Origin of the sequence: Microcoleus sp. PH2017_34_RAT_O_A (genome assembly GCF_020737885.1) — a bacterium.
Lineage (GTDB): Bacteria > Cyanobacteriota > Cyanobacteriia > Cyanobacteriales > Microcoleaceae > Microcoleus.
In genome coordinates, this window is sequence record NZ_JAEQDD010000132.1 from 1 (window position 1) to 13,222 (window position 13,222).

The 13,222-nt window shown below is 47.3% G+C and carries 8 protein-coding genes; 3 read left to right on the top strand and 5 right to left on the bottom strand.

The genetic code is table 11. The features are described from left to right. Nucleotides 1-338 precede the first annotated feature (338 nt). The 3 genes from JGK11_RS29920 to JGK11_RS29930 all read right to left on the bottom strand — a co-directional run bounded on the left by JGK11_RS29920 (nucleotide 339) and on the right by JGK11_RS29930 (nucleotide 8,697). Nucleotides 339-1,349, bottom strand: a complete 1,011-nt coding sequence (locus JGK11_RS29920) for an Rpn family recombination-promoting nuclease/putative transposase (RefSeq protein WP_293192028.1) — start codon at nucleotides 1,347-1,349, stop codon at nucleotides 339-341. A 117-nt stretch (nucleotides 1,350-1,466) separates the two neighbouring features. Then, nucleotides 1,467-1,832: a hypothetical protein gene (locus JGK11_RS29925; RefSeq protein WP_293182718.1), complete on the bottom strand. Its 366-nt coding sequence runs from the start codon at nucleotides 1,830-1,832 to the stop codon at nucleotides 1,467-1,469. Between the two features lie 220 nt (nucleotides 1,833-2,052). After that, the gene (locus JGK11_RS29930) at nucleotides 2,053-8,697 is read right to left on the bottom strand and encodes a translocation/assembly module TamB (protein ID WP_293214054.1); all 6,645 of its coding nucleotides are present in this window, start codon (nucleotides 8,695-8,697) and stop codon (nucleotides 2,053-2,055) included. 490 nt (nucleotides 8,698-9,187) lie between these two features. On the opposite strand from JGK11_RS29930, the gene JGK11_RS29935 reads away from it, so the two are divergent. Beyond that, on the top strand, nucleotides 9,188-9,574 hold the full coding sequence (locus JGK11_RS29935; RefSeq protein WP_293182710.1) for a DUF3110 domain-containing protein: 387 nt from the start codon (nucleotides 9,188-9,190) through the stop codon (nucleotides 9,572-9,574). On the opposite strand, the gene JGK11_RS29940 is transcribed toward JGK11_RS29935, so the two are convergent. Continuing rightward, complete coding sequence (locus JGK11_RS29940; protein WP_293182708.1) at nucleotides 9,543-9,782, bottom strand: hypothetical protein; 240 nt, start codon at nucleotides 9,780-9,782, stop codon at nucleotides 9,543-9,545. The two genes, JGK11_RS29935 and JGK11_RS29940, sit on opposite strands and share 32 nt — an antisense overlap. A 106-nt stretch (nucleotides 9,783-9,888) precedes the next feature. Between JGK11_RS29940 and murQ the strand changes: the two genes are divergently transcribed. After that, entirely contained in the window at nucleotides 9,889-10,803 is a 915-nt protein-coding gene (gene murQ, locus JGK11_RS29945) for an N-acetylmuramic acid 6-phosphate etherase (RefSeq protein WP_293214058.1), read from the top strand. 394 nt (nucleotides 10,804-11,197) lie between these two features. On the opposite strand, the gene JGK11_RS29950 is transcribed toward murQ, so the two are convergent. After that, complete coding sequence (locus JGK11_RS29950) at nucleotides 11,198-12,532, bottom strand: CAP domain-containing protein (RefSeq protein ID WP_293214062.1); 1,335 nt, start codon at nucleotides 12,530-12,532, stop codon at nucleotides 11,198-11,200. A gap of 156 nt (nucleotides 12,533-12,688) precedes the next feature. Here JGK11_RS29950 and JGK11_RS29955 point away from each other — a divergent pair, with 156 nt between their 5' ends. Continuing rightward, nucleotides 12,689-12,817, top strand: coding sequence for a hypothetical protein (locus JGK11_RS29955; RefSeq protein WP_293214065.1), 129 nt, complete (start codon nucleotides 12,689-12,691; stop codon nucleotides 12,815-12,817). The last annotated feature ends 405 nt before the right edge of the window (nucleotides 12,818-13,222 follow it).

Here is a 13,222-nt window from a genome sequence, read left to right on the forward strand (position 1 = left end):
TTATTTAATCTTCTCCCTCTTGAGTTTTTGAGTAACAGCTTGCCGGATATTCAAAGGCGGCTACTTTTGGCTGCAATCATTTTTTAGTCTAAACTACAGGAATAAATGGTGCGTCAGAATGAGATTTTTAGTGATAATTGAGAACTACCAAACTCATCGAGAATTTCAAAGGTGCTACAAGCCCCCGGATTTATCCGTGGAATCAATCCCAAATCGAAAATCGAAAATCCTCTCTTCCCCCGAATTTATCCGTGGGATCGCCTCTAAAATCTAAAATCTAAAATCTAAAATCGATTGACGCACCCTACCGCTGAACTACGGTATCTACAAACTGCTATTCATCCAACCGCAGAATCTAACCACGCAATTAAATCCTCTTCACTTGTAAAATCCAACAAAGCCTCTCCCAAATCATCTAACTGTGCCGCAGATAACCCCTGGATGCGAGTTTGAATTTCCATTGTAACATCACCCACCCGCCGCACAATCTGACGCATAATTAATCCTATTTCCCCCTCAATTTTACCCCTTTCGATTCCCTGTTCAATCCCTTGTTCAATCCCTTGTTCAATCCCTTGTTCAATCCCTTGTTGAAGTCCTTGTTGTATTCCTTGTTGTATTCCCCTTTGAATACCAATCTCTATCCCTTTTGTCACAGAACCTAGTTGGTCTTGGATAAACATTTCTCGCTTGTCTACATCATTTAATTCGTCGAGGGTCAAATTTGCTCGGTTGGCAATTCCCATCGCGGCATTAATCTCTGCAACTGACCCCAATGTCTCTGGTACTACTTCCAATGAGGGTGCGTTTTTCATGAAGTAAATCCATTTTTCTGGCAGGGTTTCGAGTTCATTCAATTCTTTTTTGAATTTCGGTAACTCGACAAACACTAATTTGATTTCGCAGTTGGGATAGACGAATTTCTCTTCGGCTTCTGTGAATTCAAAGTGCGAAATTAGTTTTTCGGTGTTTTCAAATAAGATGAAGTCGGTGATGGTTAAGGCAATGACTGGTTTTAATCTTAAGTAACCGTCTCCAGCTTTGAGTTGAGTAGAATAGGTTTTGGCTGCGTTGTACACGACTCGTTTTTCAAAGGCGGCGACGTTGAGTACCTGCATTTCCACAATTACGGTTTTGTTTCCGGTAATCTTGGCTTTGACATCCAGGTAGGTGTCTTTTAATCCTGTGACGCTTCCGGCTGAATAAGGGTCAATTATTTCTATTTCTTCGATTGTGGATTCTCCGTTATACAGCATTGCATTTAGGAAGCTGATTAAAATTTCTGGATGTTCTGAAGATGCGAAGATTTTTTTGAATGCAAAGTCTGTTTTGGGGCTGATGAAACGCATATAGTTATAGTTTTTCGTGAACAGCAGATGACACTGAGGAAGATGTAGAGGTAAGAGAAAAATCTGGAGTTAGGGCGGGCATGGGCACCGCCCTTACAAATTATCTAAATTCAGCTATCAGCCTGTGGCTTGAGTAGTTGTTACAGATGACATAACTAGCTTTCCAGTTATATCCATTGTTGCCAGTTTCAACACTTCATTAAAAGCTAAACCCCGAATTTTGAGTTCCCACCGAATGCCTTTTGCTTTCATCCGCTTGGCTTTCCGCATATCAACATCCGCAGCTTTTTGATTCAGTAGCAAATGTTTCATTGCTGCTGTGGCTTCTACTTTTGTGGGATATGCAATGTAGGTGATAAATCCGCCGTCCCAGTGGTTGGCGTTGCGGATGCTGCTGATAGTCGCTACTCTCGGACTAAATCGGTTCCAGTATAAGTCGCTGTAGCCGATCGCCTGTGTGTTCACTTGGAGTTTGTTTGCCATTTGACTTAACTCCTATAACCTTGTGTGCGGGGTTTGCAGTACCGTTTTGGTTTTGCTATTTATATTATAGCAAATTAATGCGGAATGGGGAATTGGGCATTGGGCATTGGGCATTGGGAATTGGGCATCGCTGCACTGGGCATTGGGTGTAAAACTCAAGACTAAGTGCAGCGCACATCTACAAACTAATGACTCATGACTGATGACAACTGACTAATGACTAAAATCTTAATTCGTATTCGGCGGTGACGCGATTGTCTCCTTGGAAATTGGTTGAACCTCTGAGCAATATTTTGTCGTTTAAACGATACCGCACGTTAAATTCTGTTGGCTGATTTGCTGATAATACTCGAATGATTGATGCTGAAAGATTGCGCGTGATATCGGCCCCGACTTCTAAGCCTATACCGAGGGAACCTGCACCGGATGCGGCCCCTGAACTGGAACTGGCTGTTTGTCCTTCGTTTCCTCTAATTCGTGTGGGAAATAACCTAAATTCGCTCAATCCGGTGGCGTTGGTAATTACGGATTGCAGGTTGTTTAATAATCCTGCACCGGCTAAATTGGCGATCGCCAGTGTACTGTCTCCCTGTCCTAATGTTTGCACGAAACTGCCGCCTAATAGCGCTACAATCTCTGTTTGCGATCGCCCTGGAGAACTCCTCAACTCGATATTTTCGGCCAACTGGGAGGCTTTACCCTTGACTAATGCTTGAATTCGGACACTCCGCACGCTGCCGAAACTTGTCGGTTCATCGGCTATTTCAGAGGCGACAGATGTTCCTGGAGTGCGAAACCGCGAGACTTCTTGTACCGATGTTGCTAATCTCACGTCCAATGTCGGATCGAGTCCTTGTGTTGGTACAAAGGTAGCTGTTTGTGGGTATCCCTTATCAAGCTTAAACTGCGTGGTAAACAAATTCACCGCACCCGAAGTCAACCGAATCGTACCCGCAGGGCGAATATCGTCTAAAGTTCCATTCACCGTCAAAGCCCCTGTCGCCTGAAAATTCAATATCGGCGCACTCGTTACCCGCACTCCTCGGCCTAATTTCAGCGCCAAATCGTTTAATCCAACTTCAAAGGAAGGGGAAGATGTCGGCGAAGTCGGAGTCGCAGGAGAAGTAGAAACCTCAGTCGGAGTCGTAGGGGAAGATGTCGTAGTGGAAGGGGAATCGGAAGAAGCTAACCGAGTTCCGCCACCTCCGGCGCTGGGGAGAAATACTTCGCCGTCGTACAGTTCAATTTTACCGCTCAACTGCGGCCGCAAAGCTGTTCCCCTTGCTTGGACTTGACCGACTGCGCCGCCGCGGTACAATCCTCTGAGATTCAATCCCAATTTATCTAGATTGACAGCCAAAGGATTCGCTGCATCGACATCGCCCTCCGCAAAAGGGACAGACAGCGGAATCACGCCCTGGGCTACAACTTCCCCTTTACTCAATTGTCCCCGAATTCCTTCTACCCGAATACGATCGCCCTCAAAGCGCACTGCCCCAGTTAGCCCTGTAATCGGTTCTGGGAAAGCCCGCGCCCGGACGGTTGCATTTTCAAAATTCGCAATTCCTTGCGCTACAGGCTGTTGCAGCGTCCCTCCAACGCGAATTTGCACCTGTCCCTTGCCATTGACCCAGGCAAGTTGGGGAGTTAAGACATTAATAATTGCTAATCCTTCATTCTGCAAATTCGCCCTGAAATCTATTTGATTGTTGTCGGGTTTTACCGCAGCAAAGGGTAACTCGAAAGGCAAACTTCCCTGTACTTCAATTGGTTCGGTTTGAGTTACCAAAGCGCTGCCCCCAAAATTCAGGCGGGCGTTGCTATAACTGAAACTGCTGTCGGCTTTTTTAATCGGTTCTCCGTTTAGCGTCCCGTCCAGCAAACTTAATTCGCCGGTGGCTTGCGGATTTTCTAAACTTCCGGCTAAGTTTGCCCGCAAATTTAAGTTTCCGGTTACGTCTACAAAGGGTAATTCGATTAGTTTTGCTAACTCTTCTACGGGTACATTTTCTACCCGCAACTGCCCGGATTGAGCTTTCTGTCCGAGTTGTCCCGAAAATCCGATCGCACTTTTGCCCGATCGAATTTCCAGCGGCAACACGGTTAAAATCCCGTCCTGAAAACTGCCCTCAATGCTGAACTGTTCGGCGACATATTTTCCCCACTGCCAATTATCGCCTTTGACGTTAAATTGAGCTTGCACGCCTGTTCGCAGAGAACCTGCCACTGCAATTTCGCCACCAAAAGTTCCCTGCAATTGAGATAAGGCAGGCAATTTTTCCGCTGATTTCACAGCTTGCTGCTGCTGCAAGATTACTTCGATTTCTGCCAAGCGGCGCAACTGTTCGATTAACGGCGCTTCCGGTTCTCCGACTGCGACTGTTTTCACGTCACCGCTGTTACCGTAAACGGGAGGTTTCAAGCCTCTCGCGAAATCTCCTAAATTGAAATACCGCAAAGCTGCTAAAACTTGCTGCAAATTCCCCTGCTGGATGTTAACTTTCCCGGCAAATTCGGGGTTTGCGCCTGCTTTGACGTTACCGGAAATGGAGTATTGACCGGTACCTTGCCGGAAGATGCCGTTTGTGAGAGTGGCGCTGCCGTTAGCATAGCTGAATTCGGCTTGGAAACTGTCACCTTTAATGTAGCCGATCGCCGGTTGGGCGATCGCAATTTGTCCGTTGGCTTGCAAAGTCGCTGGATTTAACGGCATCTTCCAACCGGGCACGTTGACTTGTCCTGAAACAGTACCGGTTATCGGCCCCAAACCTGCCTCTTCTCCCGGTGAGAGATTCAATGCAGCCAGCGGGAAATCGCTTAAATTTACTCGCAAAGTTTCGCCCTCAGCTTGGCCGCGGGCTACCGATTCCCCGCGTTTAACTAAGAATGATGTCGGCAGAAACGACTGATTTAAAGCGACTTCGATTTTGTCTTGGGGGCCAGCCAAACGCAAATCTACACTTTTATCGGAACTCGCCGTCACTTTTCCCGCCAGTACCGAGTCAAAAGCGACTTGATTTACTGCTAAATTCCGCACTTCCACGTCGCCAACTAAACTCAGGGCGGCCAATGTTCCGGTGAGGCGCCCCGTGAAATCGACATTGCCGCGCACAGGCTGATTTTTCTCTGAAGACTTTTTGGCACCCATGGGTGTCAAAAATGCCAACTGTTCTGCTGGCAAGGCTTCCAGGTTAAAGTTGGAGAGTTTTACATCCAAATCTAGATTGGAAATTGACGGTAATCCTTTCCCAGCTAACTCAACGCCGACAAATCCGCTGGCTGTCAAACCGCGAGTTGCAGCTTTTTCTACTTCTATCCGTTTGCCATCCCAGTTAAATATTGCATCAAAAGGTTGTTTGAGAAAGGGCAATTCCGAGATGCGGAAACTGCCGCCGGCGCGAACATTTTGCGGGGAAGCAGCAGCAATCGGGCCGGATAAATCAACATTCCCGTTAAATAGTCCCCGCAGTAGGGGGAGATTTTGGGCTTGGGAGACTAAACCGCTGCCTTGCAAGCTTTGCCGCTGGGCTTCAAAGGCTTTCTGGAAGCGACTTAGGGCAATTTGGTCGCCTTCAATTGACGCGCGCCAATTCCCCGATTGTGCGCTACCTTTGGCGTTGACAACTCCGCCACCGTTGGCGAGTCGAATTTGTCCGTCGCCGTTGGCTGTGATGCCGTTGGCGGTTAAATTATCTGTATTTCCCACTATTCTGATTTTGCCGTCGAGGGTTCCGGCAATTTCTCGCGGTAAATTGGTTGTCAGCAAACCTGTTTGTTTGAGGGTTTGTTCTAAATTGCTGACTGTAACTCCGTTGGTTGCTAGCGATGCTTCCAAGTTGCCGTTTTCCAATTTTGCCGTAGTATCGATCGCCCCGAGTCGATCGACCAAAATCCGTCCTTCTCCACTAGCACGAATTCCTTTAGCTGTCAAATTATCCAAACTTCCCGCTGCTTGGTATTGGCCGTTAACTCTGCCGTCAAATCCTTTAGGCAAAGTCGCCGTGAGAGTAAACAGTTGGAGATTGCGGACTGTTTTTTCTAAGCGACTGAGAATAACTCGATCGAGATCCGCAACAGCTTGCCATTGTCCAGCATCTAATTTTCCCTTAAAATCAACCGTACCGTCGGCAATATTTAATTTGCCACTGCTGTTAACAGAAACATCGGCGACGCTTGATTTGTCAAGACTTCCCGCCGCTTGAATTTGATTCGATATTTGTCCGTCAAGCGATTTTAGATTTTGAATTTTGGATTTTAGATTGCTATATTGTTCTTGCTTTTCGGGATTGAATGCCGAAGCCACATCTAACAGCGGCAATCCTAAATTTACCAGGCTGCTGATAGAAGTGCGATCTGTTTCTGCGGTTCCTTGCCAATTTCCCGCTGCCAATTCTCCTTTGAAATTGACATTGTTGCCGCCCAGATTGAGTTTGCCGCTACCGTTGAGATTAATTGCGCTAGCCGTCAAATTTTCCAGACTTCCAGAAGCTGTAAATTGACTCGATAACTGGCCGTCGATCGATTTTAGATTTTGGATTTTAGATCTTAGATTGCTATCTGGTTGATTTTCGGGATTGAATGCGGAAGCCACATCTAAAATCGGGAGTGTCAAATCTACTAGACGGCTGATGGAAGTGCGATCTGTTTCTGCGGTTGCTTGCCAGTTTCCGTCTGTCAATTCTCCTTTGAGATTGACACTGCTGTCGGCAATATTGAGTTTACCGTTGGTGCTAAGATTGATGCCACTAGCGGTTAAATTGTCAAGATTTCCCGCCGCCTGAAATTCTCCGGCTAGCTGTCCGTCAAGAGATTTTAGATTTTGGATTTTGGATTTTAGATTGTCGAGATTGGCAGAATTTGCGATCGCCAAAAATGGCAAGCCAATATCAAGTAAGGGATTGATGGCAACTTTTTCGGTTTTGCCAGAAGCTTGCCAGCGGCCTGATTCTAGTTTGGCATTAACATCAACAATACTATCAACAACATTCAGCGTTCCTTTGCCGCTAGCATAAATACCATTTAAACTCAAATCGTCCAGAGTTCCTGCAACTTCGGCGGTGCCGCTGAACAAACCTGCTAATTCTGGAGGTAAATTAAGTCGGGGAATCAGTGGCTGCAAACTTTTGACTGCCACGCGATCGCCCTTGATTATAGCTTCCCACTGACGGTCTTGGATCGCCGCATCCACATTCACCGTAGCATCGCCAATTTTGACAACGGTATTTTGCAAATCCGCCGTATTACCTCCGGCGCGAATTTCGCCGCTAGCCGGAAAAGTCCCTTGTGGTGCTTGCCATTTAGCTCTAGCTTGGATATTATTTAACGGCCCGAAAACTTGAGCTTTGGCGGACACACTGCCAATTTTAACAGCAGCGGGAATCGGGAGAGCGTAAATTTGGGCGATCGCATCTGCGGGCAGATTTTCCGCTTGCAAATCGAACACCAAACCCGATCGCGAATTCTCACTTCCCAACGTTATATCGACTTCACCTTTGCCACCAATTTTACCGCCCGCCGCCGGCACAACTAATATATCGCTCAATGTCAAAGCTAAAGAGGACAACGGCACAGTTGACGGTGGAGAATTCGGCGTTGGAGTTTGAGCTGTTCTCCCGCGTTCCAATTTAAAGTTAGTGCTAATATTGTTTAATTGCAGGCGATCGACTGTAGCGGGTTTTGTCGAGGCGATCGTACCTGAGAGCACTGGATTTGCAACGGTTCCAGTCAGCTTAGCATCCGCCTTAACTTCTCCGGCAACTGCGATCGGCAATAGAACTTTCTGCCCTAACTCTGCCTCCACCGCACTGACAATACTTGCCACAGCTACCGGTTGCACGTTAGTTATCAGATTGAAACTCGCTTGTTCGGTATTAAAATTAGTTCCAGTCGCAACGGTTCCGGCTATTTGAACGGGAATTAAACCGTAATTACCTGTGAGAGTATCGACAATTAAATTAGTTCCCTGAAACCGCAATTGACCGCTACCATTTTGGATAATCTGTTTCAGCGGTTTGATACTTGCTTGCACTCCAGCAAAACTCGCCGTTCCTGTAATTCCAGATAATTTATTATCTCGCACTTGCACGGTTAAATTGCTATTTGCCAGACCTTTTTGTAGAGAAATTCCGGAAACTTTCAGCAAGCGAGTGATGTCGGACAAAGGTAAGTTTTGCGATTGCAGTAGCACGTTAGTTTGAGCCGCAGGCAATAGAGAGTCTGCTTTAACTGCAAAATTGTCATTATTGGTAAACTGACCGTTAAGTTCGTAGAGAACGCGCTGATTTTGCTCGCGAAACAAAGCGCTGCCATTTTTGAGAGTTACCGAAATCGGCGCCGAAGTTTTCTGTCCGACTTCGGGACTAGGCACTAAAACTGCACCGGCATTTTCAACTCGAATTGCTTCAATTTCCGTTTTAAATAAACCCGCAGGTTTTTTGTCCTGGGTGGGAATATCAACCCAGCGGCCTTCTGCATCCTGTTCGATATAAGCGCTAGGTTTAACTAAGGTAATATCTAATTTGAGAGTGCGGTTGAACAGCAGCGGCCAAATTGAAAATTTCACTTCCACTGCTTCTGTGGAAGCGTAATCTGGATCGATCGCAGTTGCGGGTACAGTCGATCGACCAAACCGCAACCCGATCGGAGAAAATCGCTCCAAACGTCCGATTTGCACTGGCCGCTTCAATGTCTGACTGACCTCAGAGGCCACCAAAGGAGCTAACTTTTTCTGCACCCACTCCCGTGCGGCTACCGCCCCAACCAGGCCGAGAATGCCCACTCCCGTACCGCTAAGCAGCAAGATACGCCACCAGTGGCGCCCAGAACGGGGTGCGAGTTGTTTTTTGTCATCGTCCGAGTTAGTCATGCTTATTTCTCAAGGTTGTGAGAATTCAGGAATTGAGGAAATCAGCCGGTTTGAGAGAGGAAGAGGAAAGAGGGGGAGAAAGGGAGAGGGGGAGGGGGGGAGGGGGAGAGGGGGAGGGGGAGAGGGGGGATTTGACGAGTTTTGGTCGAGAATTGAAATATACAATTTAGTAGTAGAGCGGAAAAATTCTGGGATTCTGACGAAGGCTTTCTGTCTTTGCTAGACTCATAACTGAGCTTGGAAGTGCCGATCGCACAATGAAACTTCAATATTCACCCCCTCCTATGTCGCACAGACTCCAGAAATCTTTACCAAACTTAATCTAAAATCGTCACACCTCGTACAACCGACAGTCAATCTAAAATCTAAAATCTACAATCGCCACACCTCGTACAACAGACAGTCAATCTAAAATCTAAAATCTAAAATCTAAAATTGCCCGATCGCTTCTAAGATAAAAAAACGGTGGTTAAGAAGGTCTTTAAAACTTATGCGAGTGTTCGTCTTACTCTTCAATGCCCGCACCGAGAATGAGGGAATTCACACCATTCAACTCGGCGATCGCAACAAAGTTCTGATGTTTGAGTCAGAAGACGACGCCACACGCTTTGGCGTGATGTTGGAAGCTCAGGATTTTCCCGAACCCGCTGTCGAGGCGATCGACGATGAGGAAATTAAGGAGTTCTGCGACAGTGTTGATTATGATTGGGAACTTGTGCCGGCGGGCGCACTAGCGATTCCGCCAGAAGACAATGTAACACAGACTCAGTGGCAGGCAGAGGGGCAGTCGGAACCGGAGTCACAGCCGGAGTCGGATTCTGAGGTTTCTCAAGACGAACTGGATTCTATGCGCCGCCGACTCGAAGGACTTTTGTGAAAGTCAGTTGGCAGTTGGCAGTTGGCAGTTGGCAGTTGACAGTTGACAGTTGACAGTTGACAGTTGACAGTTGGCAGTTGGCAGTTGACAGTTGGCAGTTGACAGTTGACAGTTGGCAGTTGGCAGTTGGCAGTTGACAGTTGGCAGTTGGCAGTTGGCAGCAGTCAGTAGTCAGTAATCGGTAGTCATTAGTAGACTTGAATTGCATTCATTCGCCTCAAGATTTGAAAGGTATCTGCGTTTATCTGCGTTTATCTGTGGTTTTCCTCTAAATCAATGACCAATGACCAATGACCATTAATAACTGACAAAAAATGAAGAATTTGGAAGAACGGGGGCATCTGCTGACGGAACAGGTGAATGCCAACAGCGCGAATTTAGACCAACTTAGCTCGATCGAATTGGTGGACTTGTTCAACGCAGAAGACGCCCAAACCTTAAATGCGATCGCCCGTGCCCGCGAACAGTTAGCCCGGGCGATCGACATTGCTGCCGAATCTCTACGTCAAGGAGGCCGCCTATTTTACGTCGGTGCGGGCACTTCCGGGCGTTTGGGGGTACTCGATGCCGCCGAGTGTCCCCCCACCTTCTGCACGCCACCAGAACTCGTACAGGGCATAATTGCCGGGGGTGCGGGGGCTTTGGTGCGGAGTTCGGAGGATTTGGAGGATCGGGCTGAAGATGGCGCGGAGTCGATCGCCCACCGTCATATTAACAATCTCGATGTGGTTGTCGGGATTACGGCTGGGGGCACTACACCCTTTGTAGCGGGTGCTTTACACGCGGCGCGCCAGCGGGGGGCGAAAACAGTGTTTATCGCCTGCGTACCCGTCGAACAGGTGAATTTTGAGGCTGATGTGGATATTCGGTTGTTGGTTGGCCCGGAGATAGTCGCGGGTTCGACGCGCTTGAAAGCTGGTACTGTGACAAAAATGGCTTTGAATATTCTTTCGACTGGCGTAATGGTGAAGCTGGGGAAGGTTTACGGCAATCGGATGGTTGATGTGGCGGTGACTAATAAGAAATTGCGCGATCGGGCGGTACGGATGTTACAAGATTTAACTGATTTGGGCCGAGATGAAGCGGGTTTTTTGTTGGAAAAAAGCGGCAAATCTGTAAAATTAGCTTTGATGATGCACTGGACTGGTTTGGACAAGGAAGAGTGCGATCGAATTTTGGGCGAGTTTCAAGGGAATTTGCGATCGGCAGTAGCATCAATACAATTGTAGATTTTTGCGATCGTAGGGTGCGTCGCCACAGAAAATCCCTCGCCTTGCATACCGACAATCTCAAAGCGACGCACCTGTTGTTAGGCGAATTTCAAGGCAATTTGCGATCGGCTGTAGCATCAATACAATTGTAGATTTTACGTGAATACGAGAAGAATACTCGGCGGTTGAAACCGCGTCTACAGACACGAAGTCCGCCTCCGCGGACTGAAGAAAGAAGAATACGAGAAGACTCGGCGGTTGAAACCGCGTCTACACACACGAAGTCCGCCTCCGCGGACTGAAGAAAGAAGATTAACTCGTTCTTGTCGCTGTACCTGGTAACGAGTAATCTTCAACCCGCGAAGGCGGGTTTAGTTTGTATAGACGCGGTTTCAACTGCCCGATCTACTTCCTAAATTGCACTCACAAAAACAGAAGATGTAAGCTGACTTTGACTTACACCCTGCACGATTCCCAAATAATTAGCCCCCGACTTAATCGCCGTAGAAGCGATGCTTGCACCTGCATCCAACTTCAAACTCACAGATTCAAAAGTCAAGTTGGCAAATCCGATCCCGTCGGTTAAACCAATCTTATCCCCGGCGACAAAATCGGTAATCACATCGGCACCAACTAACGTAGCCGAAACAGACAAACCTCCTGCTAGGATAAACGTATCACTTCCAGCACCGCCGGTCAGAATGTCTTGCCCGCGATCGCCCGCCAAGACATCATCGCCGTTACCACCAATCAAGATATCGTTTTCCTTGCCGCCCCGGAGAGTATCGTTACCATCTCCTCCGATCAGTCGATCGTTATCATTGTTGCCGCTGATAAAATCATTACCAACACCGCCATCAATTAAATCCGAATCTTTACCGCCGGATAAGATGTCATTACCACCTGCGCCGTTAATTGTATCCGCGCCTTGCATTCCATTAATCGTATCAGCGCCTGCTCCTCCAGTGAGATTGTCTTTCCCGGAAAGGGCAAAAATTTGCAATCCCACAGCGCTGGCAGGTATTTGAGTATCAGCAGCATCTGATAGGAAATAATTGCCACCGCTGGCTGTATTCTTGGGTGCTGTCGTCGGGGTGCCGTCCCCTGTAGCATTGGGTATTGGCGAAGTAATGGAGACTAATGTGCTGGGTGTTGGAGTTGGAGTTGGAGTTGGTACGGGAGTTGGTGTGGGAGTTGGAGTTGGAGTTGGCGTTGGAGGTGGTGCGGGATTGACACTACCATCAAGCGAAGTAGCAAAAACTTGCGTCCAATAGTGATTGTAATTGACGCTGCCAGTATCGTTGGCTAGGAAATAGTAACCAATGCCAATCTCTTTCAGATTCGGATTAAGAATGTTAGCCCGGTGGCCACTGCTGTTCATCCATGATGATACAACTTGGTCGGGTGTAGACGATCCCGCAGCGATATTTTCTGCTGCCGAGCTGAATTTATAGCCCGTTGCAGTAATCCGATTTCCCATTGACGAACCATCTTTTCCGGTGTGATCGAAAAAGTCTTGCACTGCCATGTTTTGGGTGTGATTTTGCGCCGCATTCAACAACTGAGTATTTAAGGTTAGGGGGGACAAACTCAATTTGCTGCGCTCTATGTTCGTAAGTTCTAAAACTTTATAAATAAAGTTTTGATTGGTTGTGGCTGGTGCGGGTTGTGACAGTTGAGAAGCCGATCGCTCTCCTGTTAAAATGTCCGCAGACTGAGAATCGGAATTTTGTAGTTGTTCAAGCATGGGGATGATAAAAATGTTTAAGACTGGGCTGAGCTGGTAGATGGCTTACCGTCTTAACGATAATTTCCCCGATCGCAGGCTGGGCAGGCTTCAACAATTGTCTTAATCCCTGCCACTGTTGTATCTATTGTTATTATACCTATTCTTCAACTGCGGATGTCAATATCCGGACTCTGGTTGAAAAAAGCCAAGAGTGCGATCGCCCGTGGAATCAATACAACCGAGATTCCGCAGCCACGAGCGCGTCACGCAGAACAATTACCCACAACATTATTTTTAAAGTAATTTATTATACTTGCTTTTTAAGGTTTAACCGTTAATATACGTACAACAATACAATTTATAGCGGTTCTCAAAAAAAGTGAGGTATGCCCCATGCCCTAAGTATCGCTCAAAGATCGGCTCGCATCTGGATCGAGGTACGTAGTTGCGCTTAAGCGCTCTTTATAATATTAGGAAAGAGCGCTTAAGCGCAACTACGTACCTAACTTGTCTGACGACAATAAAACCGCCCTGTGCGGAATCTGAGATAGAGCTTGAGATTTGAGATTTTTCCTGATTAGCTTAACAGACGGGAATCCCCACACTATACCTGACGGTGTTACGCTGCACAACCCTGGACAAACAGGGCATACGCGATAGCAATACTCTCACTATTGATAGAGAGAGCAAAGGAGCCGTCCCTCAAAG

What these genes read in the sequence shown, in the direction of transcription:
- JGK11_RS29920 (WP_293192028.1), bottom strand. Translation starts at nt 1,349, where the DNA reads ATGCGTTTCATCAGCCCCAAAACAGACTTTGCATTCAAAAAAATCTTC.
- JGK11_RS29925 (WP_293182718.1), bottom strand. Translation starts at nt 1,832, where the DNA reads ATGGCAAACAAACTCCAAGTGAACACACAGGCGATCGGCTACAGCGAC.
- JGK11_RS29930 (WP_293214054.1), bottom strand. Translation starts at nt 8,697, where the DNA reads ATGACTAACTCGGACGATGACAAAAAACAACTCGCACCCCGTTCTGGG.
- JGK11_RS29935 (WP_293182710.1), top strand. Translation starts at nt 9,188, where the DNA reads ATGCGAGTGTTCGTCTTACTCTTCAATGCCCGCACCGAGAATGAGGGA.
- JGK11_RS29940 (WP_293182708.1), bottom strand. Translation starts at nt 9,782, where the DNA reads ATGCAATTCAAGTCTACTAATGACTACCGATTACTGACTACTGACTGC.
- murQ (WP_293214058.1), top strand. Translation starts at nt 9,889, where the DNA reads ATGAAGAATTTGGAAGAACGGGGGCATCTGCTGACGGAACAGGTGAAT.
- JGK11_RS29950 (WP_293214062.1), bottom strand. Translation starts at nt 12,532, where the DNA reads ATGCTTGAACAACTACAAAATTCCGATTCTCAGTCTGCGGACATTTTA.
- JGK11_RS29955 (WP_293214065.1), top strand. Translation starts at nt 12,689, where the DNA reads ATGTCAATATCCGGACTCTGGTTGAAAAAAGCCAAGAGTGCGATCGCC.